General features: G+C 71.2%; 26 protein-coding genes. 16 read left to right on the top strand and 10 right to left on the bottom strand.

The annotated features are described in order from the left end of the window. Nucleotides 1-48: 48 nt before the first annotated feature. From P3X83_RS09540 to P3X83_RS09525, 4 genes are all read left to right on the top strand, one after another. Nucleotides 49-1,446, top strand: a complete 1,398-nt coding sequence (locus P3X83_RS09540) for a hypothetical protein (RefSeq protein WP_277304559.1) — start codon at nt 49-51, stop codon at nt 1,444-1,446. Beyond that, complete coding sequence (locus P3X83_RS09535; protein ID WP_277304558.1) at nt 1,443-1,760, top strand: dihydrofolate reductase family protein; 318 nt, start codon at nt 1,443-1,445, stop codon at nt 1,758-1,760. Before P3X83_RS09540 ends, P3X83_RS09535 begins: the two co-directional genes overlap by 4 nt. Before the next feature lie 113 nt (nt 1,761-1,873). Next, entirely contained in the window at nt 1,874-2,743 is an 870-nt protein-coding gene (locus P3X83_RS09530) for an MEDS domain-containing protein (protein ID WP_277304557.1), read from the top strand. Then, nucleotides 2,733-3,491, top strand: coding sequence for an ATP-binding protein (locus P3X83_RS09525; RefSeq protein ID WP_277304556.1), 759 nt, complete (start codon nt 2,733-2,735; stop codon nt 3,489-3,491). The genes P3X83_RS09530 and P3X83_RS09525 overlap by 11 nt, the downstream gene beginning before the upstream one ends. Here the strand turns inward: P3X83_RS09525 and P3X83_RS09520 are convergent. Further along, a complete protein-coding gene (locus tag P3X83_RS09520; protein WP_277304555.1) occupies nt 3,488-3,979 on the bottom strand; it encodes an Lrp/AsnC family transcriptional regulator in 492 nt (163 codons plus the stop codon). The two genes, P3X83_RS09525 and P3X83_RS09520, sit on opposite strands and share 4 nt — an antisense overlap. Nucleotides 3,980-4,106: 127 nt before the next feature. On the opposite strand from P3X83_RS09520, the gene P3X83_RS09515 reads away from it, so the two are divergent. The 5 genes from P3X83_RS09515 to P3X83_RS09495 all read left to right on the top strand — a co-directional run bounded on the left by P3X83_RS09515 (nt 4,107) and on the right by P3X83_RS09495 (nt 9,170). After that, complete coding sequence (locus P3X83_RS09515; protein ID WP_277304554.1) at nt 4,107-6,425, top strand: pyruvate dehydrogenase; 2,319 nt, start codon at nt 4,107-4,109, stop codon at nt 6,423-6,425. Nucleotides 6,426-6,521: 96 nt separating this feature from the next. After that, nucleotides 6,522-6,875, top strand: a complete 354-nt coding sequence (locus tag P3X83_RS09510; RefSeq protein WP_277304553.1) for a hypothetical protein — start codon at nt 6,522-6,524, stop codon at nt 6,873-6,875. A gap of 122 nt (nt 6,876-6,997) precedes the next feature. After that, on the top strand, nt 6,998-7,327 hold the full coding sequence (locus tag P3X83_RS09505; RefSeq protein WP_277304552.1) for a hypothetical protein: 330 nt from the start codon (nt 6,998-7,000) through the stop codon (nt 7,325-7,327). Nucleotides 7,328-7,458: 131 nt separating this feature from the next. Further along, nucleotides 7,459-7,782 (top strand): hypothetical protein, encoded by a 324-nt coding sequence (locus P3X83_RS09500; protein ID WP_277304551.1) that lies wholly within the window; start codon nt 7,459-7,461, stop codon nt 7,780-7,782. Nucleotides 7,783-7,874: 92 nt separating this feature from the next. Continuing rightward, nucleotides 7,875-9,170 carry a DUF2252 domain-containing protein gene (locus P3X83_RS09495; RefSeq protein WP_277304550.1) on the top strand — a complete coding sequence of 432 codons (1,296 nt, stop codon included), beginning with the start codon at nt 7,875-7,877 and terminating at the stop codon, nt 9,168-9,170. A gap of 27 nt (nt 9,171-9,197) precedes the next feature. Here P3X83_RS09495 and P3X83_RS09490 read toward each other — a convergent pair whose 3' ends face one another. The 3 genes from P3X83_RS09490 to sigK all read right to left on the bottom strand — a co-directional run bounded on the left by P3X83_RS09490 (nt 9,198) and on the right by sigK (nt 11,057). Continuing rightward, entirely contained in the window at nt 9,198-9,569 is a 372-nt protein-coding gene (locus P3X83_RS09490) for a hypothetical protein (RefSeq protein WP_277304549.1), read from the bottom strand. Between the two features lie 157 nt (nt 9,570-9,726). Further along, nucleotides 9,727-10,464 (bottom strand): anti-sigma factor, encoded by a 738-nt coding sequence (locus P3X83_RS09485; protein WP_277304548.1) that lies wholly within the window; start codon nt 10,462-10,464, stop codon nt 9,727-9,729. Beyond that, nucleotides 10,461-11,057: an ECF RNA polymerase sigma factor SigK gene (gene sigK / locus P3X83_RS09480; protein ID WP_277304547.1), complete on the bottom strand. Its 597-nt coding sequence runs from the start codon at nt 11,055-11,057 to the stop codon at nt 10,461-10,463. Before sigK ends, P3X83_RS09485 begins: the two co-directional genes overlap by 4 nt. Nucleotides 11,058-11,690: 633 nt before the next feature. Here sigK and P3X83_RS09475 point away from each other — a divergent pair. From P3X83_RS09475 to P3X83_RS09460, 4 genes are all read left to right on the top strand, one after another. After that, entirely contained in the window at nt 11,691-12,434 is a 744-nt protein-coding gene (locus P3X83_RS09475; RefSeq protein ID WP_277304546.1) for a beta-phosphoglucomutase family hydrolase, read from the top strand. 9 nt (nt 12,435-12,443) lie between these two features. Further along, on the top strand, nt 12,444-14,807 hold the full coding sequence (locus tag P3X83_RS09470) for a glycosyl hydrolase family 65 protein (RefSeq protein WP_277304545.1): 2,364 nt from the start codon (nt 12,444-12,446) through the stop codon (nt 14,805-14,807). A 116-nt stretch (nt 14,808-14,923) separates the two neighbouring features. Continuing rightward, nucleotides 14,924-16,141, top strand: a complete 1,218-nt coding sequence (locus P3X83_RS09465) for an ammonium transporter (RefSeq protein ID WP_277304544.1) — start codon at nt 14,924-14,926, stop codon at nt 16,139-16,141. 111 nt (nt 16,142-16,252) lie between these two features. Continuing rightward, the gene (locus P3X83_RS09460; RefSeq protein WP_277304543.1) at nt 16,253-17,866 is read left to right on the top strand and encodes a carboxylesterase/lipase family protein; all 1,614 of its coding nucleotides are present in this window, start codon (nt 16,253-16,255) and stop codon (nt 17,864-17,866) included. Here P3X83_RS09460 and P3X83_RS09455 read toward each other — a convergent pair. After that, the gene (locus P3X83_RS09455) at nt 17,863-18,504 is read right to left on the bottom strand and encodes a class I SAM-dependent methyltransferase (protein ID WP_277304542.1); all 642 of its coding nucleotides are present in this window, start codon (nt 18,502-18,504) and stop codon (nt 17,863-17,865) included. The genes P3X83_RS09460 and P3X83_RS09455 overlap by 4 nt on opposite strands. Nucleotides 18,505-18,575: 71 nt before the next feature. Between P3X83_RS09455 and P3X83_RS09450 the strand changes: the two genes are divergently transcribed. Then, complete coding sequence (locus tag P3X83_RS09450) at nt 18,576-19,115, top strand: DinB family protein (protein ID WP_277304541.1); 540 nt, start codon at nt 18,576-18,578, stop codon at nt 19,113-19,115. A 219-nt stretch (nt 19,116-19,334) separates the two neighbouring features. Here the strand turns inward: P3X83_RS09450 and P3X83_RS09445 are convergent, their stop codons facing one another. Further along, complete coding sequence (locus P3X83_RS09445; RefSeq protein ID WP_277304540.1) at nt 19,335-20,189, bottom strand: TIGR03619 family F420-dependent LLM class oxidoreductase; 855 nt, start codon at nt 20,187-20,189, stop codon at nt 19,335-19,337. Between the two features lie 235 nt (nt 20,190-20,424). Between P3X83_RS09445 and P3X83_RS09440 the strand changes: the two genes are divergently transcribed. Then, nucleotides 20,425-20,823 (top strand): hypothetical protein, encoded by a 399-nt coding sequence (locus P3X83_RS09440; protein WP_277304539.1) that lies wholly within the window; start codon nt 20,425-20,427, stop codon nt 20,821-20,823. Between the two features lie 152 nt (nt 20,824-20,975). Here the strand turns inward: P3X83_RS09440 and P3X83_RS09435 are convergent, their stop codons facing one another. From P3X83_RS09435 to P3X83_RS09420, 4 genes are all read right to left on the bottom strand, one after another. Further along, entirely contained in the window at nt 20,976-21,443 is a 468-nt protein-coding gene (locus P3X83_RS09435; RefSeq protein WP_277304538.1) for a MarR family transcriptional regulator, read from the bottom strand. A 17-nt stretch (nt 21,444-21,460) separates the two neighbouring features. Then, a complete protein-coding gene (locus P3X83_RS09430; protein ID WP_277304537.1) occupies nt 21,461-21,592 on the bottom strand; it encodes a hypothetical protein in 132 nt (43 codons plus the stop codon). A gap of 116 nt (nt 21,593-21,708) precedes the next feature. Further along, nucleotides 21,709-22,848, bottom strand: coding sequence for an ROK family transcriptional regulator (locus P3X83_RS09425; protein ID WP_277304536.1), 1,140 nt, complete (start codon nt 22,846-22,848; stop codon nt 21,709-21,711). Between the two features lie 243 nt (nt 22,849-23,091). Next, complete coding sequence (locus P3X83_RS09420) at nt 23,092-24,183, bottom strand: ROK family protein (protein WP_277304535.1); 1,092 nt, start codon at nt 24,181-24,183, stop codon at nt 23,092-23,094. Between the two features lie 362 nt (nt 24,184-24,545). Between P3X83_RS09420 and P3X83_RS09415 the strand changes: the two genes are divergently transcribed. After that, nucleotides 24,546-25,949 carry an extracellular solute-binding protein gene (locus tag P3X83_RS09415; protein ID WP_277304534.1) on the top strand — a complete coding sequence of 468 codons (1,404 nt, stop codon included), beginning with the start codon at nt 24,546-24,548 and terminating at the stop codon, nt 25,947-25,949. Nucleotides 25,950-25,952: the final 3 nt, after the last annotated feature.

The raw sequence follows: 25,952 nt of genomic DNA, 5'->3' as shown, positions 1-25,952 counted from the left end.
CTCCCCTACGGCCTGAGCCGTGTCCGGGCCGCCTACGGGGGAGATTTCATGACAGCCATTCTGCTTGAAACGCGACCGGAGGAGGGGATCGCCCCGAAACGCGGCGGGCATCGGATCTTCGCGTGCGCGCTCGCCGCCGGGGCTCTGCTGCGCGTGGCGGTCATGCTCGGATACGACACGGCCCAGCTCTACTGGTACGACTCCTTCACCTATCTCGACGCCGCCGTGCACATGCGCCCGCAGGGCGCCTTCCACCCGGCCGGGTATTCGTGGTTCCTGTGGGCGCTGTGGCCCTTTCACAGCGTGGCGCTGGTGGCGGCGGTCCAGCACGTGATGGGGCTCGGCCTGGCCGCGATGATCTACACGGTGCTCCGCCGCCGGTCGGTGCGGGGGTGGGCGGCGACGGCGACCACCGTCCCGGTGCTGTTCGCGCCCTCGTTCGTCCGGCTGGAGCACTCCGTACTGTCCGACCTTCAGGTGATGTTCCTGGTCGCCGCCGCAGTCCTGGCCCTGATGTGGCGGCGGGAGGTGTCGGCACGGGCCGCCGCGGGGGCGGGGCTGCTGCTGGCGCTGGCCGGGCTCACGCGGACCGCCGCGATCCCGCTGATCGGGGTGGCGCTGCTGTTCCTGCTGCTGCGCCGTACGCCGTGGCGGCGGACCGCCGTGCTGGCCGTCTGCGGGGCGCTGCCGCTGCTGACGTACGCCGGGTGGTACGCCCAGCACCACGGCAGGTTCGCGCTGAGCGGTTCGGATGGCGTCGCCCTGTGGGCCAGGACCATGACCTTCGCCGACTGCTCGATCATCGAACCGCCGCCCGCCGAGGCCGCCCTCTGCCCCAATGGCACCGTCGTGGACGCCGCCTCCGAGTACGTCTGGGCCCCCGGCGCCTCGCTCAACCGCCTGCCCGGCGACCGGTTCTCGCACAACGACCTGGCCAGGTCGTTCGCCCTCTCGGCCATCGCCGCCCAGCCGCTGGACTACCTGGCGGCCGTGGCCCGGGACACCTCGCTGGCCTTCACCTGGGAACCGGTCGCCCACCCACGGCGGGTCGGCGTCCCCGGAGGGTTCCCGCACGGCTCCTGGACACTGCCCGAGGAGCATCGCCTGATCGGCGAGGTGCGCCGGGAGTACGACGACGACATCAAGGGAATGCGGTCGGTGGAGCCGTTCGGCTCGATCCTCGCCGCCTACCGCTACCCGTGGCTCCTGCAGGGCGGTCCGCTGCTGGGCGTCGTCCTGCTCGCCGGAGGGCTGGGCGGCGTCTTGGGGGGTGCCCGTCGCCGGGAGGCCCTGCTGCCGTGGTCGTTCGCGGTGGCGCTGCTGGTCGGGCCGGTGGCCGCGCTCGGCTTCGACCACCGCTACGTGCTGCCCGCCGTACCGTTCGCCTGCATGGCCGCCGCGCTCGCCCTTAGGGAGTCCGTTACGTCACCACCCGCACGTCCATGACCGCCGAGTGGCGGAACACCACCGTCCTGGTCGGCGACGCCGCCGAGACGGTCGCCGAGGTCAAGGCCACCGCCGATGGCGAGATCATCGTCCAGGGCAGCAGCGAGCTGATCGGCGGTCTTCAGCGCGCCGAACCGGTGGACGAGTACCGCCTGCTGGTCTTCCCGGTGGTCCTCGGCAAGGGCAGGCGGCTCTTCTCCGAAAGGGCCATCCCGGCGGGGCTGCGGCTGACCGGATCGACCGTCACGAGCACCGGTGTCAACTACGTCACCTACGATTGGGCGGGCAAGCCCCTCTCTGGTTCGGTCGCCTAGCTGCGCGCGAAGCTCCCGTCACCGCCGCCGCCTCGTGTTTCGCCCCCGGTCGCCCGGGTAGTGCGTCGGCGGCGCGGGCCGGCGAGGAGGCCGGGATCGGGAAGGTGGCGTGGGTGACACTCAGCGCTGAGACGCAGATCACGGATCTGACGATCAACGATCACGCGTGTCTGACCTTCGGTGAACCGGAGGAGCTGCTCGACCTCACCGCCGCCTTCGTCCGTGACGGCCTCGCGGAGGGCCGCCGGGTGATCTGGCTGGCCGAGGAGCCGGAACGCCGCCTGGCCGAGCTGCGGCGGCGCGGCGTCATCGCCCCCTCCGCCACGGTCAACGGGCAGATGGAGGTCCTGGCGTGCCAGGACGGCCTGCTGGAGGGGCAGGCGTTCGAGCTGGAGCACGCCATGGGCTGGCTGCGCGACCAGATGGCCTACACGACGGGCGAGGGGTTCGCCGGCCTGCGGGTGGCGCTCGACATGAGCTGGGCGCTGCGGCCGGTGGCCGGGATCGAACAGCTCCCGGCCTTCGAGGAGGAGATCGCGGCGGCCCTGGAGGGTGCCAGCGCGGCGGTGCTCTGCCAGTACGACCGCGAGCGCTTCGATCCGGTCACCCTGGCCTCCGTGTCGGGGTTCCACACCCGGTCGGTCGCCGCGGCCACCTACCACCACGACGCGCTGCTCCGGATCTGCCGGCAGTACGCGCCGCCGGGGGTCCGGCTGGCCGGGCAGCTCGACCGGGCGGCCGAGGGCGCGCTCGGGCAGGCGTTGAGCGAGGCCATCAGAGTCGACGGAGACATCACCGTTAACATGGCGGAACTGTCGTTCATCGACCTGTATTGCGCACGTATGATCATCGATGCCGCCCGAAGTCTCCCCCGGTCCCGTGTTGTCGTGCTGCGCTGCTCGCCCGCGATCAGCGCGCGGTTCGTGCTGCTCGGCGCCACCGCGCTGCCCGGAATCCGGCTGGTGACGGTAAATGACGGGTGACCGGCCGCGGGCTCGCGTGCCGTCCGGGGCTGACGGCACGGTGAGCGACGGCTGGCCGGGGCTCGACCAGGGGTTCGACGCCGACACGCTGTACGCGCTGCGGGCCGCGCTGGAGGCGCACGCCGTCCAGGCCGGGCTGCCCGAAGGGCGGGCGTCAGACCTGGTGCTCGCCGTGCACGAGCTGGCCACCAACGTCATCCTGCACGGCTCGGGGGCCGGCCGGGTGCGCATGGAGACCCGCGACGGCATGCTGGAGTGCCAGGTCATCGACGACAAGGTCGCCGGCCCGGAGCCGGTCACCCCCGACTGGCCGTACGAGTCGCACCATGGCCTGTGGATCGCCCGCTCTCTCGCCGACCGGCACACCCTGACCCAGGGCCCCGACGGCACCACCGCCACGGTCGGCTTCGCGCTGCCCCGCCCGGGGTCTCCGTTCCGGCTCACCCGGCACGACCTGGAGGGCCGGTTCACGCTCCGGCTGGTCGGCAGCCTGGACCGGCACGCCGCCCCCGAGATCGCCGTCGCCGTGCGGGCCATGCTCGCGCCGCCCCGCCGGTTCGTGCTCGACCTCAGCGGCATGACGTTCTGGGACTCCGACGGCATCGCCGCCCTGTTCACCGCGCAGGGCCACGTCAACGCCGTCCCCGACGCGTCCATGGCGCTGGCGGGCCTGTCCGGCGACTTCCGCAGCCGTCTCGACGCCCTCGCCTTCGCCCCGCTCACCTACGACGACGACCCGGTGGGCTAGCCGCCCCCGGCGACCCTGCGCAGCAGCGGCTCCACCCGGTAGCCGACCAGCTCGCGCATGACCAGCGCCGTGTCGGTGCGCTCGACGCCGGGCACGGCGAGGATTTGCTCGGCGATCCGGTAGAGGTCGTCGGCGTCCTTGGCCACGATGTGCACCAGCAGGTCGATGTGACCGCTGAGGCCGAGCACGTGCAGGACCTCGGGGATCCGCTCCAGGGACGAGGCGACCTCGTCGAGCCTGCGCTGGGTGACCCGGGTGGTGACGAACGCGGTCAGCGGGTAGCCGAGCGCCTCGGGGGCGATGCTGCGCTCGATGGAGCGCAGTGCGCCGCGCCCCTGCAGCGCGGCGAGCCTGGCCTGCGCGGTGTTGCGGGAGATCCCCGCCCGCTGGGCGAGCGCGACGGTGGTCGCGCGCGGCTGCTCCGCGAGCGCCAGCAGTAGCCCCGCGTCGATGGCGTCGATGGGCCGCTCCACGGGCACGATGCTCACTCTCCAAGGCGTCGCCGTTTCCGGTCTGGGCGTTCTGCTTAATATTGACCGACAGTATTGTGCAGAAACCAGGTCAGTGGTGGGCTTACGACAGCCGAACGCCCATTTCACGCCCAGAGGTTGTCCAGTGACCAGTTCCGAATCCGCGCCCCGCAGCGCGCTCTCCGAGATCGAGCGGCGCGTCCTCTGGCTGTCCACCGCGATCGTCCACCACGCCAACCGGGTGCGGCCCAACACCTCCGGCCTCAAGGTCGGCGGGCACCAGGCGTCGTCCGCGTCGATGGCGTCGATCATGACAGTGCTGTGGTTCCGGCACATGCGCCCGGCGGACCGCGTCTCGGTCAAGCCGCACGCCTCGCCGGTGCTGCACGCGATCAACTACCTGCTCGGCGACCTGGACCCGGCTTACCTCACCACCCTGCGGCAGATGGGCGGGCTGCAGAGCTACCCGAGCCGGTCCAAGGACCCCGACACGGTGGACTACTCCACGGGCTCGGTCGGCATCGGCGCCACCGCCCCCATCTGGGGCGCCATCGCCCGGCGTTACACCGCCACCCTCGCCGACCGGGACGGGCGCGTGGAGGGCAGGCAGTACTCGCTGCTCGGCGACGCCGAACTCGACGAGGGCGCGGTCTGGGAGGCCGTGATGGACCCCGGCGTCGCCGGGCTCGGGGAGATCGTCTGGATCGTGGACCTCAACCGGCAGTCACTGGACCGCGTGGTGCCGGGGATCGCCGCCAACCGGCTGCGGGACATGTTCGCCGCCGCCGGGTGGCAGGTCCTGGAGACCAAGTACGGCCGGCTGCTCGGCGAGCTGTTCGACCGGCCGGGCGGCGCGGAGCTGCGCGAGCGGATCGACGGGATGCCCAACCCGGAGTACCAGCGGCTGCTGCGCTGCCGTCCGGAGGAACTGCGCGAACGGCTGCCGGGCGCGGGCCGGGGGGCCGGGGCGGTGCGCCGCCTGCTGACGGAGATCGACGACGAGACTCTGATGGCCGCCGTGCGCAACCTGGGCGGGCACGACCTCGCCGCGCTGGACGACGCGCTCGCCGCCGTCGAGGACCACCGGCCCACCGTGATCCTGGCCTACACCATCAAGGGCTACGGCCTGCCCATCGAGGGCCACCCGCAGAACCACTCGGCGCTGCTGACAGCCGACCAGATGACCGGCCTGGCCGGGACGCTCGGCGTGGACCCGGAAGACCCCTGGCGACGGTTCGACCCCGAGGGGGAGCCCGGACGGCTGTGCGCGGCCACGGCCGCGCGGCTGCGCAGAGAAGAGGTCACGGCCGAGCCCGCGCCACCAGTGCCGGCCGACTTCGGCCGCACCCCGAAGGGCGTGCTGACCTCGCAGGCCGCGCTCGGCCGGGTGCTGCTGGACCTCACCCGCGATGCCCCGGAGGCGGCCAGGCGGGTGGTCACGGTGAGCCCCGACGTCAGCTCGTCCACCAACCTGGGCGGCTGGGTGAACAAGGTCGGCGTGTGGTCGCCCACCGAGCGGCGGGACTGGTTCGCCGACGACGCCGAGACCATCCTGCACTGGCGGGAGAAGCCGGGCGGCCAGCACATCGAGCTGGGCATCGCGGAGACCAACCTGGTCGGCCTGCTGGGCGAGCTGGGCGCGACCTGGAGCCGGTGGGGAAGCCCGCTGCTGCCGATCGGGGTGGTCTACGACCCGTTCGTGGGGCGGGCGCTGGAGCCCTGGTCGTTCGGCATCTACGCGGGTGGGCAGTCGATTCTGGTCGGCACGCCGTCCGGGGTGTCGCTGGCCCCCGAGGGCGGCGCGCACCAGTCGATCCTGACCCCGTCGATCGGGATCGAGCAGCCGGGCTGCGTGTCCTACGAGCCCGCGTTCGCGCTGGACGTGGAGTGGACGTTGCTGGCCGCGCTGGGACGGCTGGGCAGGCCCGACGGCGGCTCGGCCTACCTGCGGCTGTCCACCAGGTCGGTGGACCAGTCGCTGGCGCGGGTGCCGGAGGACCCCGCCGCGCGCGAACGTCGGCGGCGTCAGGTCGTGGCCGGGGCGTACCCGCTGCGCCGGGCCGAGGGGGCGCGGGCCGTCATCGCCGTCATGGGGGCCATGGTCCCGGAGGCGCTGGCCGCCGCCGAGCGGCTGGAGCGCCTCGGCGCACCGGTGGACGTGGTCTGCGTGACCAGCCCCGACCTGCTCTTCCGCGCGCTGCGCGCCCGGCAGGGCCACGGCGAGGCCGAGACGTGGATCCTGGACCAGGTGTTCCCCGCCTCGCGCCCGCTTCCCGTGGTCAGCGTTCTGGACGGTCATCCGCACACGCTCGCCTTCCTCGCCACCATCAACCGGGTGCCGGGCGTCACCCTGGGCGTGACGGACTTCGGCCAGTCAGGCGGGCCCGAGGACGTCTACCGTCAGCACGGCATCGACGCCGACGGCATCGTGGCGGCCTGCCTGGATCTCACCGACCAGCTCTAGCAAGGGGCCGGGGGCCCGGCTGCCGGCCTCGCACGGCGCGCGCCTGGAGATCGTCGGCGAGCCGCACCCGACCGGCGCCTGGTCGGCGTGGACCCGGTGGGCTCGACCATCTTCGGCCAGCCCGCCAGGTCGCGGCTGATGCGCGGGCTGGGCTCCAGCATCCATCCGCGCGACGTCGCCTACGACGCCTTCCGCGAGGTGTACTGGGTCGCGCCCGCCGAGGCGGCGTGGGCGTGCCGCACGCTGGCCGCCCGGCACTACGTGTCGGGTGAATGGAGCACGGGGGCGGTCGCGCTTCGTCTCGGCGACGGCGGTCATGCGCCTGGACCGCCGGGGCCGACTGCGGGCCCCCGCGCCTCATGCACCGGAGACGGCGGGCCGTCCTTCCTGACGGGGCGCACGACAACGAGGAAGGCTGGGATGAAAGCCCCATCGGACCCCATTGCATAGGAAGGTTTCCTATTTAATACTGCGATCAGTACGAGATTGCCCCTGGTCACAGCCCATCACCCTCCTTGGCGGTGCACTTCACCATGCCCGCCAACCACCTTCCCCTGAATCTTGGAGGTTCCATGTCTCGTCGTGTCGCCGCGCTCGCGATCTCGGCACTCGCCTGCCTCGGCACGCTGGCCGTCACGGCCGGTCCCGCCCATGCGGCCGTCGTCGAAACCGTCTACAGCCCGCTCTCGCTCGGCGACTACTGCGCCGCCCAGGTGAACTCGTCGTCCGGCATCGGCTTCTACAACGGCAGTGTGAGCTGCTACCGGTTCGCCGGTTCCGGCCTCGCGTACACCGGTGGCGGCAGCGCGTCGGCCGCCTGCACCTATTACCACCCGACCTGGACTCTGATCGGCTACTCGGCGGGCGTCAGCCAGGCGCTGGTCTGCAAGTACTCGGTCTGATCACCGCCGCGCCGGGTTAGGCGGGCGTACGGTTTCGGGAAGCAAGTCGTCACGGCTGGAGCGGTTACCCCGCATCGTCTTCGTCACGCAGAGTATCGGAACCAACGCGATACGCGATCGAAGGAGTGTCCGTGAAGGCGATCGTCTTCCTGTCCGCGCCCGCCGTGCCCGCCCTGCTCGCGGCCAGCATCATCGCCGGCCCCGCCGTCGGCACGGGCGCCGCCGCGAGCGCCCCGCCCGTGCCCACCTACACCTGTGACCGGGTCGCCGTCGGCAACCCGGTCATCGGGGTCGGCGACTGCAGGCCGTCGAAGGGGGCGCCGCGCACCGGCGACCTCGGGCCGGGCGAACGCGTGCTGGTCGGCCGGGATCCCGCCGTGCGCGCCACCTGCCACGGCCCGGGGCGGGTCGAGACACCGCTCAGCGTGGTGCTCGGCGCATGCCACTCGCCATGACTGGCACCGTGATGAAAATGTTCCACGAATGGTAATCGAACTGACACGGAAAGTGCGACGCGCATGGGCATCGGCCGCCGTAGCGTTGAGGTGTGGACCGTTCTCAGTACATCCTCGATGTGCTGGCCACGGAATTCGCCACGGCCATGCGGCGCGATCCGGTGGCCTTCCGGCGCAAATTCCGAAAAATGGCAGCCTCGCCGTTCGCGTTCTACCGGGGTAGCGCCTGTCTGTTCTACGCGGACATGACCGAGGCGTTCGCCGCACGCGACTTCCTCGACAAGCAGACCTCCCGGGTGTGGATTCACGGCGACCTGCACGCCGAGAACTTCGGCACCTACATGGACGCCTCCGGCGTACTGGTCTTCAACGTCAACGACTTCGACGAGGCCTACGTCGGCCCCTACCTGTGGGACCTCAAACGCCTGGTGGCCAGCCTGGCGTTGATCGGCTACGCCAAGGCGCTCTCCGACGACGCGATCACCATGCTGGTCCGCGCGTTCGTCTCGGCCTACCTGGCCGAGCTGAACGGCATCGTCCGCGACGGCGACGAGACGATCGGCTCGCTCACCCTGCAGAGCACCACCGGCGTGCTGCACCGGGTGCTGCAACGCGCCCGGCTCAGCACCCGCGTCGCCCTGCTCGACGCCGAGACCACGATCGAGGACTACGACCGGCGCTTCGCCTTCATAGAGGGCAGGCGCCCGGTCGATCTCCGCACCCGCCAGGCGGTGGAGGCGGCGTTCGCCGACTACCTGGGCACGCTGTCGCCCGCGTCGGGGCGCCAGGCGCTGGAGCACACCGTCAAGGACGTCGCCGTGCGCACCGGCGTGGGCATCGGGTCGGCCGGGCTGCCGTCCTACAACCTGCTGCTCGAAGGCCACACCCAGGCCCTGGAGAACGACGTCCTGCTCTACATGAAGCAGGCCCAGACCCCGGCCGTGGCCCGGCACATCGACGACGACCGCGCCCGTTCCTACTTCCACCACCAGGGCCACCGCACCGCCGAGTCGCAGCGGGCCCTGCAGTCGTGCGCCGACCCGTGGCTCGGCTACACCGAACTGAACGGCATCGGCCACGTGGTCGCCGAGATCTCGCCGTACAACGGCGACCTGAACTGGGACGACATCGTCGAGCCCGCCGAGCTCACCCACGTCGTCACCGACCTCGGCACCGCCGTGGCCCGGATGCACTCCGTCGCCGACGACGCCTCCGACCACGACCTGGTCGACTTCTCCACCGAAGACGCCATCGTCGCCGTCATCGGCGGCGACGACGAGGGCTTCACCGCCGCGCTGATCGAGTTCGCACATGCCTACGGCGCCCGTGCCCGTGACGACCACCGGCTGTTCGTCGACCTGTTCCGCAACGGCCGCCTGCTCCCCTGAGCCCGCCCGGTGATCCGGGGCGGCCGGTCAGGCCGACGGACGGGCGTGGCGCAGGTGCGCGAGCAGCTCGGCGACCAGATGCCACGCCACCCCGGCCAGCGCGGCCAGCCAGAACAGCGCGAACCGTTCGAGGTCGGCCAGCGTGCCGACAGTCAGCACGCCGTCGCTGTTCACCAGGAATCCCGTGGTGAACGCCCACGCGAAGATCGCGGTGACCAGCGCCGGGAGCGGTCGCCGGACGGCGGCGGAGTAACCGCCCACGGCGACCGCGACGACGACCACCTGGGCCACCGTCTCTCCCCGGGAGAAAAGCGCGGCGGCTCCGAGGCAGGCGAGCAGCGCGACGGCGAATCCGCCCGCGACCTGGAACCCGGTCGATCCGTTCCCATTTCCAGCCATGCGAACGTCCCGAGATCGTGAGGAGAAGTTCCTGCCATCTCAGTTAACCGGGAAGTGCCCCGCGAGGCAGCGATCCTGACGCCGAACCGATGCCATCTCCACGGCCACATTCGCTTTCCCTACGCGGGTTCCTCATCCGGCTTCCTCAAGCGGTTCCTCAAACGGGGAGGTCCATCAGCAACAACGGCGTCGTGGTCGGCAGCTCCGAGCCGCCTGCCGGTTCCACCGTCACGCCGATCTGGTCCACCCCCGCCTCGGCGGGAGCGGGCAGCGGGCCTCCGGAGGTCAGCAGCCCGGCCGAGGTGACGCGTCCCGGGGCCAGCCGCCAGACCTGGTAGACCCGGCCGGCGGGCGGATCCGGCAGGCCGGCCGTCCAGAACACCATCGCGCCCCGCGAGCGGGACACGACCACGGTGCCTCGCGCGGTTCCGGCCTTCGTCGTGACCGTGCGCGCGTCGCGGGCGGTCAGCACCTCGGCGATCCGCTGCCCGGCCAGCCTGGCCTGCGCCAGTTCGCCGCGCGTCTGGATCGTGGTCGTGCCGAGCACGGCCACCGCCGCCACCAGCGCCGCCGCGACCGCTCCCGCCGCCCAGCCCCGCCAGCCGGCCGCGCGCGCACGCGGACGGCCACGCCGTCCGGGGACGGCGGGCGGCGCCTGCCGCACCCGGCCGACCTCGCTCATCACCCGCGCCCGCAGGCCGGGCGGCGGCGCGGTCGCGACGGCCGCGCCGAGCCTGGCCGCCGCCTCCATCAGCGTCCCGATCTCCCTGGCGCACTCCTCGCACCCGGTCAGATGGCGTTCGAACCGCCGCCGCTCCACGTCGTCGTCGATGGCGTCCAGCGCGTACGCGCCGACCAGGGTGTGCGGGTCGAACCCGCCCTTGGCCGCCCTCATCGGTGCACTCCCAGGCAGTCGCGCAGCCGGATCAGCCCGTCGCGCATCCGGGTCTTGACCGTTCCCAGCGGCGCCCTGACCAGTTCGGCGACCTCGCGGTAGGAATAGCCGCCGTAGTAGGCGTAGGTGACCGACTCGCGCTGGAGTTCGGTCAGCCCCGCGAGGCAGCGGCGCAGCCGCTCGCGTTCCAGCCGGTCCTCCACCAGTTCGGCCACCTCGTCGTACGGCCGGTGCGGCTCCAGCCGCGCCGCCCGCACCTCGCGGTCGAGCCCCGACTGCGCCGAGCGGACCCGGTCGATCGCCCGGCGGTGGGCGATGGTCAGTATCCAGGTCATGCCCGAGCCCTTGCCCGGTTCGTAGCGGGCCGCGCCGCGCCAGACCTCGATCAGCACCTCCTGCGCCACCTCCTCGCTCTGCGCCGGATCGCGCAGCACGCGGAGCACGAGCCCGTAGACGCGGTCGGCGACCGCGTCGTAGAGCCGCTCGAAGGCCGCCCGATCACCTCGCCCGACCAGTTGCAGCAGTTCGTCCACACCCTGCGGACGACCGTCCGGACGGCCCTCGCCGATCCGTGACCGATCACGAACGCCCATGCGTCTCTCCCGCCCGGCCGGAACCGCACCGGCCGCATGGGTTTCGAAGCGAGGGGCCCCCGTGGATGGGCCGGGCTCATCCCAGGAAGGTCACGGTCTCCGTCACGAACCGGCCGGGTCGTCGAGCCAGGGGAAATGCCCGGCCCCCGGTTGCACCACATATCGGGCATCCGGGCCGACCGGCCTGCCGAGCGCCACCTGGACCGACCGTTACCTCGACTGGCTCCGGCAGTCGGGGTTGGCGGGCCGGACCGGCGGCTGACCTGCTCGCACGCCTTGCCGGGGTCGTCGCCGTATCGCCCATCCCCCTCTATCCGGCAAAAGCCGGACCAGGTGGGGTTTCCGCCTGCCGTCCGCCGTGCACCCTGACAGGTGAGGCCCCACGCCGACCGAGAGACGGGATGGGCGATGACCGGACCGAACACCGGCGCCAGGGCTCCGGCGACGCCCGACGACCGGGAATGACATCGCCATCTGGATCGGCGTCCTGGCCGGCCACCGCCTCTGGGACCGCGCATGAGCATCATCATCGCCGTGTTCGTCGGCGGCGTGATCGGCGCCTGGCCGCGCTCGCCCTGGGGTACCTGGTGGGCAGGGCCTTCACCACGTGAGCCCCAGGGACTTGGAGGACCGATGCTCGGACTGCCGGACGAGGTCCAGGCCTGCCTGTTCGACATGGACGGCGTGCTGACCCGCACCGCCTCGGTGCACGCCGACGCGTGGAAGACGATGTTCGACGACTTCCTCAAGGAACGCGCCCGTCGCACCGGTGAGCCGTTCGTGCCCTTCGACAAGGCCGACGACTACGACCGCTACGTGGACGGCAAGAAGCGCCTGGACGGAACCATCTCCTTCCTGCGGTCGCGAGGCATCGAACTGCCGGAGGGATCGCCGGACGATCCCTCCGACGAGCCCACCGCCTACGGGCTGAGCAACCGGAAGAACGCCATCGTCGCGCGGATCATCGACCGGCAGGGCGTGGACGTGTTCCCCGGCTCCGTCCGCTACCTCAAGGCCGCGCGCGACGCAGGCCTGCGCATGGCCGTCGTCTCGTCCAGCGCCAACGCCGAGCGGGTCCTGTCGGCCGCCGACCTCACCGGCTACTTCGCGGCGCGGATCGACGGCGTGACCGTCCGGCGGCGGAACCTGGCGGGCAAGCCCGCCCCCGACATGTACCTCGCCGCCGCCGAGGCGCTCGGGCTGACGGCCGCGCAGGCGGCCGTGTTCGAGGACGCGCTCGCCGGGGTCGAGGCGGGCCGCGCCGGGCATTTCGCCCGCGTCGTCGGCGTGGACCGCGCCGGGCACGCCGACGCCCTGCGCGAGCACGGCGCGGACCTCGTGGTCGGCGACCTCGCCGACCTGCTGCCGGAGGAGTGAGCGGGCACGATGATCCAGCATCCGGCCTTCGCGGTGGAACCGTGGACGCTGACCGAGTCCCACCTGGACCTCGGCGTCCTGTGCCAGGCCGAGTCGCTGTTCGCGCTGTCCAACGGGCACATCGGGCTACGGGGGACCTTCGAGGAGGGCGAGCCGTGCGGGGAGCCGGGCACGTACCTCAACGGGTTCTACGAGCTGCGGCCGCTGCCGTACGCGGAGGCCGGGTACGGCTATCCCGAATCCGGTCAGACGGTGGTGAACGTCACCAACGGCAAGATCATCCGGCTGCTGGTCGACGACGAGCCGTTCGACCTGCGGTACGGCACCCTGCACCAGCACGAGCGGACCCTCGACCTGCGAACCGGGATCCTCACCCGCAAGGTCGACTGGAGCTCACCGACCGGCGGCCGGGTGCGCGTCACGTCCACCCGCCTGGTCTCCTTCACGCACCGCGCGGTGGCCGCCATCCGCTACGAGGTCGAGGCGATGGAACACCCCCGCAGCGTGGTCGTGCAGTCCGAACTGGTCGCCAACGAGACCCGCCAGGCCGCGGACGGCGACCCCAGGGCCGCCGCCGCCCTGGGGTCGCCGCTGGTCCTGGAGGAGAACATCTCGGCCACGGACGGCATCGCGATCATGGTCCACCGCACCCGGGCCAGCGGCCTGCGGGTGGCCGCCGCGATGCGTCACGAGGTGGACGGCCCCGAGCAGACCCGGGTCGAGGCGGAGGGCGCAGGCGACGTCAGCCGGGTCACCGTCACCACGCGCCTCCCGCCCGGCGGGAAGCTGCGGCTGGTCAAGCTGTTCTCCTACGGGTGGTCGGCGCAGCGCTCCCGGGCCGCCATGCACGACCAGGTCGTCGCGGCACTGGCGGCGGCGCGGCTGGCCGGCTGGGACGGCCTGTGCGCCGACCAGCGCGGCTTCCTCGACACGTTCTGGCAGGGCGCGGACGTCGAGATCGAGGGCGATCCCGAGGTGCAGCAGGCCGTCCGGTTCGGGCTGTTCCACCTGCTCCAGTCGGCCGCGCGGCTGGAGAACCGCCCCATCCCCGGCAAGGGGCTGACCGGCTCCGGCTACGACGGCCACGCCTTCTGGGACACCGAGACCTTCGTGCTCCCCGTGCTCACCCACACCCACCCGAGGGCCGCCGCCGACGTGCTGTCCTGGCGGAAATCCACCATGGACCCGGCGCGGGCCCGCGCCGGGCAGCTCGGCCTGTCCGGCACCGCCTTCCCCTGGCGGACCATCAACGGCCAGGAGGGCTCCGGCTACTGGCCGGCCGGAACCGCCGCGTTCCACGTCAACGCCGACATCGCGCACGCCGTCTCGGAGTACGTCGAGGCCACCGGAGACGCCCAGTTCGAGCGCGACACCGGCCTGCCGCTGCTGGTCGGCACCGCACGGCTGTGGTCCTCGCTCGGCCATCACCACACCGACGGCCGGTTCCACATCGACGGCGTGACCGGCCCCGACGAGTACAGCGCCATCGCCGACGACAACCTCTACACCAACCTGATGGCCCAGCGGAACCTGCGCGACGCGGCCGCCGCCGCCGAACGCCACCCCCGCCGGGCCGAGGAACTCGGGGTCGACGAACCGGAGCTGGCCGACTGGCGGGACGCGGCCGACGCGATGACCGTGATCTTCGACGACCATCTCGGCGTGCATCAGCAGAGCGAGGGATTCACCCGGCACGCGCGCTGGGACTTCGCGGCCACCCGCCCTGACCAGTACCCGCTGCTGCTGCACTTCCCCTACTTCGACCTCTACCGCCGCCAGGTGGTCAAACAGGCCGATCTCGTGCTGGCCATGCACCTGCGCGGCGACGCCTTCACCCCCGAGCAGAAGGCCCGCAACTTCGCCTACTACGAGGCCCTGACGGTGCGCGACTCGTCGCTGTCCGCCTGCACCCAGGCGGTGATCGCCGCCGAGGTCGGGCATCTCAGCCTCGCCTACCGCTACCTCGGCGAGGCGGCCATGATGGACCTCGCCGACCTGCAGAACACCACGGTCAACGGGCTGCACATGGCCTCGCTGGCCGGGATCTGGATCTCGCTGGTCGCCGGGTTCGGCGGGATGCGTCCGGAACAGGGCCGGCTGTGCTTCGCCCCCAGGCTGCCGCCGGACCTCACCCGGCTGTCCTTCCGGCTGCGGTACCGCGACAGCCTGGTCTGCGTCGTCGTGGACGGCGACACGACGACCTACCGGCTCCACGAGGGGCCGCCGGTCACGGTGAAGCACCACGGCACGCCGTTCGGCCTGGGCGAGGAGCCGGTCACCCGGCCCAACCCGCCCGCGCCGGAGCCCGGCGAGCCGATCAGCCAGCCGCCGGGACGCGCGCCGGAGGCCCGCCGTACGGCCTGGGCACGCTGAGGCCAACGGCTGTACCCGGTTGCGGCAACCCGGGTTCATGGATGGTTTTGTGCTGATCGGCGCGGTTCATACTCACAGGGTGACGCCCCCCGTGGACGACGAATCGAGGGTGGGCGATGCCGACCGGCTTGAACACCGGCGACTCCGCGTGGGTGCTGGTCAGCACCGCCATGGTGCTCCTCATGACGCCCGGCCTGGCGTTCTTCTACGGCGGGATGGTCCGCGCGAAGAACGTGCTGACCATGCTCTTCATGAGCTTCGTCTCGATCAGCCTGGTCACGATCCTGTGGTTCGCGTTCGGCTACGGGATCGTCTTCGGCCCCGACGTCGGCGGCCTGGGGCTGATCGGGTGGGGTGACCTGCGGTTCGCCGACATCACCCCCAGCATGCTGCACGGCCAGGTGCCGACCTACGCGTTCGCGCTCTTCCAGCTCACCTTCGCGATCATCACCGTCGCGCTGATCAGCGGATCGGTCGCCGGGCGGGTACGGCTCGGGCCGTGGATCCTGTTCTCGATCGTCTGGGTGATCCTGGTCTACTTCCCGGTCGCGCACTGGGTGTTCGACACCGGCGGCTGGATCAACAAGTGGGGCGTGCTCGACTTCGCGGGCGGCCTGGTCGTCGAGCTCAACTCCGGCATGTCCGGACTCGCCCTGGCGATCGCGCTCGGCCCCGGCATCCGCTTCCGGCGCAAGGAGCCGCCGCAGCCCAGCAACATCCCGTTCGTCATGCTGGGCCTCGCGCTGCTCTGGTTCGGCTGGTTCGGCTTCAACGGCGGCTCGGCCATGGCCGACGGCCGGGTCGCCGTCAACGCCTTCCTCAGCACGATGATCGCCGGCGCGGCGGGCATGCTGACCTGGCTGGTCATGGAATGGCTCCGGGCCCGCTCGTTCACCCGGCTCGGCTCGGCCACCGGCGCCCTGGCCGGACTCGTCGCGATCACCCCCTCCTGCGCGTATGTGAACCCGGAGGGCGCGCTGGTCATCGGCATCCTCGCGGCCGTCGTGGTGTCCTTCGCGGTGGAGTGGAAACTGGTGCTCGGATACGACGACACCCTCGACGTGGTCGGCGTGCACGGCGCGGCGGGCATCGTCGGCACGCTCCTGATCGGCCTGTTCGCCACCGGGATGACCGGCAGCACCACCAAGGGCCTGTTCTACGGCGGGTCGATCGCGCTGCTGGGCAAACAGCTCGTGGCCATCATCGCGGTGGGCGTCTACGTCTTCGTCGTCACGTGGGTGATCGGCAAGGTCGTGGACGGCCTGGTGCGGATGAAGGAGACCGAGGCGGAGCAGCTCGCGGGCTCCGACACGCAGCTTCGCGGCGACGAGTGACCCGCGCCGGGGTAGGGCCGGCAGGGGGATGATCCGGGTGGCTGCCCTCAATGTCTTCCCAGGTGGGCGTTGAAAGAGTGAGCCCCGTATTGAACAGGCGTACGGGGAGACATGATGATTCGTTCGCGCGCGGCGGTCGCCGCCGGGCTTGGCCTGTCACTCGCACTGACGACCGGGGTGGCGTCGGCCACCGCCGACCGGGGCGCCCTGGTAACCACCGACGGCGGGCGCTTACAGGGCGTCGTCGCCGATGACCACCGTTCCTTCTCGGGGATCCCGTACGCGGCTCCCCCGGTCGGCGAGCTGCGGTGGGCCTCGCCGCGGCCCGCCGTCCCGTGGGCCGGACGGCGCGACGCCACCCGGCCCGGCCCCGCCTGCGCGCAGACCGCCGGGATGCTGGGGGAGAAACGAAGCCTGAGCGAGGACTGCCTCTACCTGAACGTGACCACCCCGCGCCGGGCGAGCGCCCGTCCCCGGCCGGTGATCGTCTGGCTGCACGGCGGGGGCTTCCGGAACGGCTCGGGCGACATGTACGGCGCGGACCGGCTCGCCGTCCGGGGCGACGCCGTCGTGGTCACCGTCAACTACCGGCTCGGCGTCTTCGGCTACCTGGCCCATCCCGCGCTGGACGGCGGGAACGCCGAGAACCTGTCCGGCAACTTCGGCATCGAGGACCAGCGGGCGGCGCTGCGCTGGGTCCGCCGCAACGCCGCCTCCTTCGGCGGCGACCCCGGCAACGTCACGGTGGCGGGGGAGTCGGCCGGCGGCGCGAGCGCCTGCGCCCATCTCATCTCACCGGGCTCGGCCGGCCTGTTCCAGCGGGCCATCGTGCAGAGCGCCCCGTGCACGATGGCCCGCTGGCCCGCCGGCTGGAGCTGGCTCCCCCGCCCCAGGGCCCAGGCCTACCGCCACGGCGAAGCCACCGCCGAACGCCTGGGTTGCCCCGCGGCCTCCCCCGCCGCCGTGGCCGCCTGCCTGCGTGCCAAGTCCCCCGCCGAACTGCTCGCGCACAGCCAGAACGAGTTCGCGCCCGTGATCGGCGGCCCGCTGCTGCCCCGCGACCCCGCCACGGCCTTCGCCGCCGGCCGCTTCAACCGGGTGCCGGTGATGCACGGCATCACCCGCGACGAGCACGTCACCTTCGGCCAGGAACTGGCGGGCGCGCCGCCGCTGACCGACGACGGCTACGTGCGGGGGATCCGCGCCTACTTCGGCGACCAGGCCGCAGATCGGGTGCTGGCCCGCTACCCCCTGGACAACTATGGCGAGCCTGGGACGAGCCGGGCGGGCGCCGCCATGCAGTCCGTCATGACCGACCACCTCTGGGCGACTCCCGCCGTCGAGACCAACCGGCTGCTCGCCGCCAAGGTGCCGACCTACGCCTACGAGTTCGCCGATCGCGGGGCCCCGTGGGTGTCCGGCACCCCTGTGGTGCCGAGCTTCCCGACCGGCGCGTTCCACGCCTCCGAGCTGCAGTACCTCTTCGCGGCCGACTACTTCGCCGGGCGGACCCTGTCACCGGCCCAGGCCCGGCTGTCCGACACGATGATCGCCTACTGGAGCCGGTTCGCCAGGACCGGCGACCCGAACGGGCCGGGCACGCCGTACTGGCCCGCCGTGGACGCGGGGGAGCCGGCCGTCCAGCGCCTGGCCCCCGGCCCCTCCGGCATCCGCCGCACCGATCTGTGCCGTGAGCACCGCTGCCGCTTCTGGAACTCCTTCTAAGGAATGACCATGCCCGGTTTGCGGGCGGCGAGACGTTCGATGATGCCGAGCTTGAACCGCTCGTGCCGCGTGACGTCGAACCCCGCCGCCCGCACCCACCGCAGCGGGCGGCGGCGGAAGTGCTCCCCGCTCGTCGGCACCGAGAACGCGTCCATCAACGCCTGCAACGCCCATACCGGCCAGACCGTCGAACCCACGTGGTCGGCCAGCAGGAGCAGCCCGCCGGGGCGCAGGACGCGGGTCATCTCGGCGAAGGCCGTGCGGGGGGAGGGGATCCCGCACAGCGCGAACGTGCACACGACCGTGTCGAAGCTTCCGTCGGGGAAGCACAGCTCACGCGCGTCGCCCTGCTCCAGGACGGCCTGCCGTCCGAGCTCACGGGCCCGCCGCCGGGCCACCTCCAGCATCGAGGAACTCCACTCCACCCCGGTGACCTGGACATCCTCCGGATAGTGCGGCAGATTCAGCCCGGTCCCGACCGCGATCTCCAGCACCTCCCCGACCGCCTGCCCACACAACCACGGCCGGGTGTCGCCGAAGAACCGCTCTTCGGCGAACGCGATCCGCCGATCGTAGGTACCCGCCTGACCATCCCAATAGCGCCGCAACCGCACATCACGTGACGAACTCTCAGACACCACCTCACGCTAGCCCGTCCACGCAAAATCCAGAGGCCGAGCGCTCGCCCCGGCGGCTAGGGTTTCGGCCCATGCCCGAACTCGACCGCCTCCGCTGGCAGCTCGACGTGTCCTGGACCCTGCTCACCATGCACCTGGACAAAGTGACCGACGAAGAGGCCCTCTGGGAGCCCGCCGCCAACTGCTGGAGCGTCCGCCCCCGGCCGGACGGCACCTGGGCCGCCGACTTCGCCATCCCGGAACCCGAGCCGATCCCGGTGTTGTCGGCCGGCTGGGTGATGTGGCACATCGGCTTCTGGTGGAGCAACGCCCACCGTCAGTGCTTCGAGCCGACGACCGAGCCCTTCGACTGGTCGTCCGCCGCCGCGGCCACCCCCTGGCCGGGCGACGTGTCCTCCGCCGTGAAGTGGCTCACGGCCTGCCATGACCGCTGGGCGGCCGCTTTGAAGCCCCTCACCGACGCGGACCTCGACTCCACCACCCAAAGCACCTGGTTCGCCGACGGAACCCTCACCCTCGGCCACGTCATCGCCTGGACCAACGTCGAACTGATGAAGAACGCCGCCGAACTGGGCGCCCTCCGCCACCTCCACAACGCCGACCGCTGCTGAGCGCATTTACCGCCCCGGCGACGCCCGGGGCGACCTCGCGAATGGTGTCCTCCGGCCGCCGGGCGTGGGTAAGGCCCCACACCAGGTCTCTGTCCAACCCCCGCACGGCCGACCAGGCATCCCAGATCCGCCGATGCGTCGCGCTGGAATCGAGCAGCACTCCGTCCACATCGAACAGCAACGCCTTGATCGCCATGGACAGAGGATGCCACAAAGGCCCTAGACCAGGGAGAACCGCTCGGCGAACACGGCCATCTCCTCGCGCTGCTCCGCCACGTCCGTGGCCGTGGCACCCACGACGACGCGGGTCACGCCCTCCGCGGCCAGCGCCTCGGCCTGATCAACGGTCATGTCGATGGACCCCGCCCGCGTGTACTCCAGCGCCCGCGGGTCACGTCCGGCCTCGACGGCGGTCGCCCGCGCGAGCTCCCACTGAGCCGCACGCTCCGCCGCGTCCATCGAGCCACCGGGGAAGTAACCGTCACCCCGTCGCCCGGCCCGCCGCGCGGCGGCCCGGCTCGACCCGCCGACGTGAATCGGCAGATGCGTGACCCCGTAAGGCTTCGGGAACTGGCACAGATCATCGAACGCGAAGAACTCCCCCGCGTGACCGACCCCGCCCTCGCCCCCTTCCCACAGGGACCGCATCACGTCGATCGCCTCATCCGCACGACGCCCCCGGGAAGCGAAGTCGACCCCGACCGCCTTCGCCTCCCCGGGCAGCGCGCCGAGCCCCACGGTCAGCAGCCGCATCCGCCCCTTGGACAGCACATCAACGGTCGCCAGACGCTTGGCCAGGACGACCGGATGGTGATACGGCAGGAGCAGCACCCCCGTCCCGAGCAGGATCCGCCGCGTGCCGGCCGCGACGAAGCTCAGACAATCGAGCGGATCGAGATACGGCAACGTCGGCGGGAGCTCGAATCGCCCGACCGTCGCACCGGGATACAACGCGATGTGCTCCGGCACATAGAACGACTCGAACCCACATTCCTCGGCATGCCGCGCATAGGAAATCAACGCGTCGGGTTCGATGCCGTGGTACGGCGTGCTGTAACTGATTCCGAACTTCATCGCGCCCCTCCGGCCGAAATCCCCGCCAGGCGACCACCATCCGCCGCCCATCCCGGCCACGCTAGAACCCTGCCACCGGTGTCAACGCAACGCGACGCACGACCCCCACCCCATCCACGGCCTGTGGACAAGTCACCGCGGACTCGAACTGTGGCTGATACATACAGATCTCAGTCACCTTGAGTGACACATCAATCTCTAGTCGTGATCACTCGCGGGCCGCTACCGTCCGGACATGGCGAAACAGAAGATGGGATCACTTGGCAAGTACTGGGGTTACCTCCTCTTCGTCGTGCTGATCACCGCATGGTGGACCCAGGCGTTCGGACCCATAGGGCTTGTCGCGCTTTCGGCGCTGACAACGGTCTTCTTCCTGTTTCAGGCACCGGTCTGGTGTGGGGCACTCACCCGGAATGGGGAGCCGTGCCGGAAGAACGCCCGCGGGCTGCTGATGGGATGCTCCTACCAGCAGCACAAGTGGCAGAAGCTCAAGCTCGCGATCGTTCCGCCGAAGTGGCGTCAGCTCAACCGGGGGCTTTGGATCAGCCCGGAGAAGTCCCTGGCTTCGATCGCCGCGCTCGGCGGCGCGATCTCCGCCGTCGCCGCCGTGGCCCAGGTGCTCATCGCGCGGTGAGCGTCCGAGCCGGCCAGGGCGTCCCCGAGACGGTCGATGATCGCCAGTGCGACCTCCGGGCCGTCGAGCTCGGCGACCGCGATGGCCCGGTTGAGCCTCTCACCTCCTTCTACGAACAGCCTCGCCCCGATCCGACACGACGCGCCGAATCGTCAGGCGACCGCTCCGTTCGCGTTGCGGACGAACTGCTGGAGCACCTTCACCGTGGTGACGTAGTCCGCGTCGTCGATGCCCTCGTGGAGGGCGGCGCGGATGACGGGGCCGTTGAGCGCGAGGTCGCGGCGGGCCTGTTCGCCCTCCTCGGTGATCCACAGCCGGGCCTCGGCGTCCCGGGACAGCCAGCCGCGGCCGAGGAGCACCTCGGCCTCCGCCGCCAGGTCGTCCTCGGGCCGGATGTAGGCGGACATGGCCTCCTGCAGCTCGGACAGCGTCATGCCCTCGCCGTCGGGCGAGATGTCGTGCACCGACAGGTTGCGCAGCAGCCAGAACTGGGGATGGCTGTAGCCCTTCTCGGCCTGCCGGGCCCGGATGTACGAGACGAGCGCCTCGTAGGCGACACCGGTCCAGTAGGCGGCGGGCTGTGCGGCGAGTTCGGCGTCAGAGATCTGCTGAGTCGTCATGTACTGACCGTAAGATCTCAAGTTTGATTGAGGTCAAGCACGTGACCCGCCGGGTGACGGACGTCACCGCCGGGGTCAAGGGCGGCCAGGAGCCGCAGGGCGTCGGCCGAGGGGCTGCCGGGGGCCGCCGTGAGCACCACCAGCTCCATGCCCGATTCATCCGGCGTCGCGAAGTTCTCCTGAGGCGGCGTGCTGGCGCTGGGCGCGCTGACGCTGGGCGCGCTCGCGGTGACCGTCTTCGGCCGGGCCCCTTCGGCGGACCGTGTCAGGGGGTGAGCTGGAGGAAGTGGGAGAGCACGAGCCCGGCGGCGCCGAGCAGGGTGGAGTCGTCGTGCAGCGCGGAGAACGCGATCTGCGGCTGGCTGCCCGGATGGGCGGCGGTGCGCAGCCGCACCTGCCGCTCGATCTTGCCGCGCAACGCCTCGCCGCCCGCGACCACGTCGCCGTGCAGGATGAACAGCCCGGGGGCGAGGATCTGCTGGACGTTCGTGATGCCGACGGCGAGATTGTCGACATACCGGTCGAACAGCTCGGTCGCCCCGGGATGGCCCTTGGCGGCGAGCCGGGTCAGCGGCCCGACCGTCAAAGTGGACGCCGAGGGCAGGTTGAGCCGGGCCGCCTCATCGCGCAGCCAGCGGTGCGTGGCGATGGTCTCCCAGCAGCCGCGCTGACCGCAGTGGCAGGGCAGGCCGTCGACCTGCACGATGCTGTGCCCGATCTCACCGCCCGCGCCGCCCGGCCCGCGGTGCACCGACCCGTTCAGCACCAGCCCCACGCCGAGCGCCTCTCCGGCGTAGAGCGAGGCGAAGGTGGACAGCCCGCGGCCCTGCCCGAACCAGCGGTCGCCGAGAGCCTGGACGCGTGGGTGCAGGTCGACGTAGACGGGCAGGTGGGTGCGCTCGGCGATGAGCGGGCCGATCGGCAGACCGGCCAGGCCGGGGGCCAGGTTGACCTGCACGATGGTGCCGCTGTCGGTGTTGACCATGCCGCCGACCGCGATGCCCACGCCGAGGGCGGCCGGTCGGTTCGGCGCGAACAGCTCGTCTAACGCCTCGGAGACCGCGTCGACGACCAGGGCGGAGTCGTGGGTGTCCGCGGGGAACTCGCGTTTCGCCGTGGTCAGGATCGCGCCGCCCGCGCTGACCAGCGCGGTGTCGACGTGTCCTGGCAGCAGGTGGACGGCGGCGATGGGCGGGCTGTCCGGGGAGAACCACAGCGGGCGCGACGGCTTGCCGCCGACCGCGCCGCTGGGCTGGGGATCGCCCTCGGCCAGCATCCCGTTGTCGATCATCGGCTGCACGATGGAGCCGATCGTCGCCCGGCTGACCTCGGTGAGCCGGGCCAGGTCGGCGCGGGACAGCGGGCCGACGTCGTAGAGCGCCTGCAGGACTCGGGCGCGGTTCACCTGGCTGACCGTGTTCGGGGAGATCAGCGGCGAATGAGGCCGGGACGGCGGGGCCGTTGCCTCCGGGCGCGTCCACTCCGATTGCACGCTACAGTCCCTCCCGATCTAGACGGAACACCCGATGCGGCGCGCCCAAGGGGGGCGTGGTCGTGCGTGATCTTTCTGGCACCCCAATATACGAGTCGTGCCGGCGATCGTCCTGAGACTCGATCGATGACATCTCGTCCTCCTCTGGGCGCCGGTTCAGCCGACGAGCGGGAAGGACTGGGACAGCACCAGGCCGGCCGCGCCGAGCAGGGTGGTGCGGTCGTGGGCGGAGCCGAAGGTGATCTGCGGTTCGGTCGCGGATCGCGCCGGAAGGTGGCTGCGCGCCTGCCGTTCGACCCGCCCGCGCAGCGCCTCACCGCCGGCGATCACGTCGCCGTGCAGGATGAACAGGCCGGGGGCGAGGATCTGCTGCAGGTTCACCACACCGAGGGCGAGGTTGCGGGCGTACCGCTCGAACAGTTCCTTGGCGTCGGCGTTGCCGGCCGCCGACAGCCCGGCCAGCAGCGCCGTGGTCATCGCCTGCGCCGCGGGCAGATGTAGCCGGGCGGCCTCCTCGCGCAGCCAGTCGCGCGTGGCGATGGTCTCCCAGCAGCCGCGCTGGCCGCAGCGGCAGGTCCGGCCGCGGACATCGACGATGGTGTGCCCGATCTCGCCGCCCGCTCCGGCCGGTCCGCAGTGGATGGCGCCGTTGAGGAACAGGCCCGCGCCGATCGCCTCGCCGATGTAGATGGACGCGAAGGACTGCTCGCCCCGGCCGGGGCCGGACCAGCGGTCGCCGAGGGCCTGGGCCCGGGGGTGCAGGTCGAGGTGGACCGGCAGGTTCACCCGCTCGGAGACCAGAGGCCCGAGCGGGAGGCCGGAGAGCGCCGGCATCAGGTTGCAGGCGACGATGGTTCCGCTGGTCGATTCGACGATGCCGCCGACCGCGATGCCCACGCCGAGTGCCCGGGACGCGCTTCCCGCCAGGACCGCGTTGAGCCGGTCGACCACGCAGTCCACCACCGTGGCGGCGGGGGCGGTGACCCGGAAGTGTCCGCTGGCGGCGGCGAGGATCTTGCCGTCCGCGCTCACCAGCGCGGCCTCCACCCAGCCGGGCACCAGGTGCACCGCGGCCAGCGGCGGGCTGTCCGGAGCGAACCACAGCGGCCGGGACGGCTTGCCGCCCGGGGTGGCCCCCCGTTGCGGTTCGCCCTCCACGAGCAGCCCGCCCTCAAGGAGGGGCTGCACGATGGAGCCGATGGTGGCCCGGCTGACCCCCGCCAGCCGGGCCAGATCGGCTCGTGACAACGGTCCCAAGTCCTGCAGCGCCTGCAGTACCCGCCCCTGATTGACGCGCCCGGCTTTGACCGCGGTCATCAGGACGGGCGGCCGGCCCCCGGTCGGCCGCCCGGGCCGGGGGGTCTCACTGGGTGGCCACACCGCACTACCGTCCTCACTGGGTATGTACGGGCTTCTGACATACCGCATTCGAGCATGAACGGCGAAAAAGCGCAACTCAAACGATCGACCTGGCACGTTGGCCCACAAACCACCCAATGTCACGGACCGAAACCTATTGACAGGGTTAGGTATGTAGCTACCCTTAACTAACCTCGCGACTCTGACCCACCCCCGGGCGAGGTAGAGCTTCAAGCAGGAAACGGTGTGACATGAAGGTAAGGCGTAGGACTCAGCTGTTCTCGCTGATGGGCGTCTGCACGGTGCTGGCAGCCACTGGTTGCGCGGCGGGTGGTTCCTCCGCCTCGGGGACCACCCTCGACCAGGCGAGCTGCGACCAGATCACGAGCGGGACGACCGGCACGTCGCTGAAGCAGCCGAGCGAAGGCGGCAGTGCGGGCGGCCAGAGCCTGCAGGTCCGGCAGGCTTCGCGCGAAACCGGGCCTGCCGAGGCCACGACCAGCAGCAAGACCATCAGTTTCGTCGGCGGAGCCTACACAGGGACCACCGAGGCGTATTGGAAGGACCTCGCCGCCAAGTTCGAGACGGCCAACCCGGGCTACAAGGTCAACATCCGGATCATCGACTGGAACAACATCGACCAGCAGGTCAGCACGATGATCCAGACCAAGCAGTACCCGGACATCCTCAACCAGAACAAGTTCTCCGGATGGGCCGCGAACGGGCTGCTTCAGCCGATCGGCCCGCTGGTCGACCAGAAGGTCGGGGACGACTTCATCCCGTCGTTCAAGGAGAACAGCTTCTACGAGGGCAGCCAGTACGGACTCCCGCTGATCGCCAGCACCCGCGCGCTGTTCTACAACAAGGACATCTTCGCCAAGGTGGGGATCACCAAGCCCCCGGCCACCTGGGCCGAGCTGGTGGCCTCCGCCAAGAAGATCAAGGAGGCCGGGTACACCGGGTACGGCCTGCCGCTGGGCGGCGAGGAGAACCAGGGCGAGTGGTCCCTGTGGATGTGGTCCAACGGCGGCGACTGGAAGACGGGCGACAAGTTCAGCGTCAACAGTGAGCGCAACGTCCAGAGCCTGAACTTCCTCAGCTGTCTCGCCAACGTCTACAAGGTGACGCAGCCCAACCCGGGTCAGACGAACCGTACCGACGGCGTCTTCCGGCCGTTCGCCAACGGCCAGACCGGCATGATCATGGGCGCCAGCTTCGCCCCCAGCCTGTTCAAGCAGTGGGACTCCACCGTCAACTACGGCATCGCCCCCATCCCGGTGAACAACGGCACCGAGCCGTTCACGCTGGGAGTGCAGGACTACCTGGTGTCGTTCAAGAAGCCGGGCAACACCGAGGCCGTGTCGAAGTTCCTGAACTTCTTCTACGAGACCGACAACTACGTGCGCTTCCTGACCAGCCAGGGCTTCCTGCCGACCACCAAATCGGCGTCCGCGGCCCTGAAGAAGGAGCCCGACTTCGCCCCGTACCTGGACCTGCTGCCGATCGCGAAGTTCTACCCGTCGACCGACCCCGCGTTCCCCAAGGCGCAGGGCACCCTTGAGGCTCAGCTCGGCACCGCGCTGACCCCCGGCGCGGACACCAAGTCGGTCCTGGACCAGATCCAGTCCGCGGCGACGCAGGGCAACGGCGGCTGATCC

It is taken from the genome of Spongiactinospora sp. TRM90649, from assembly GCF_029382225.1.
In the GTDB taxonomy this organism is placed as follows: domain Bacteria; phylum Actinomycetota; class Actinomycetes; order Streptosporangiales; family Streptosporangiaceae; genus Spongiactinospora.
The sequence above is the reverse complement of the archived record's forward strand: the minus strand, read 5'-3'. Positions and strand labels throughout refer to the sequence as shown.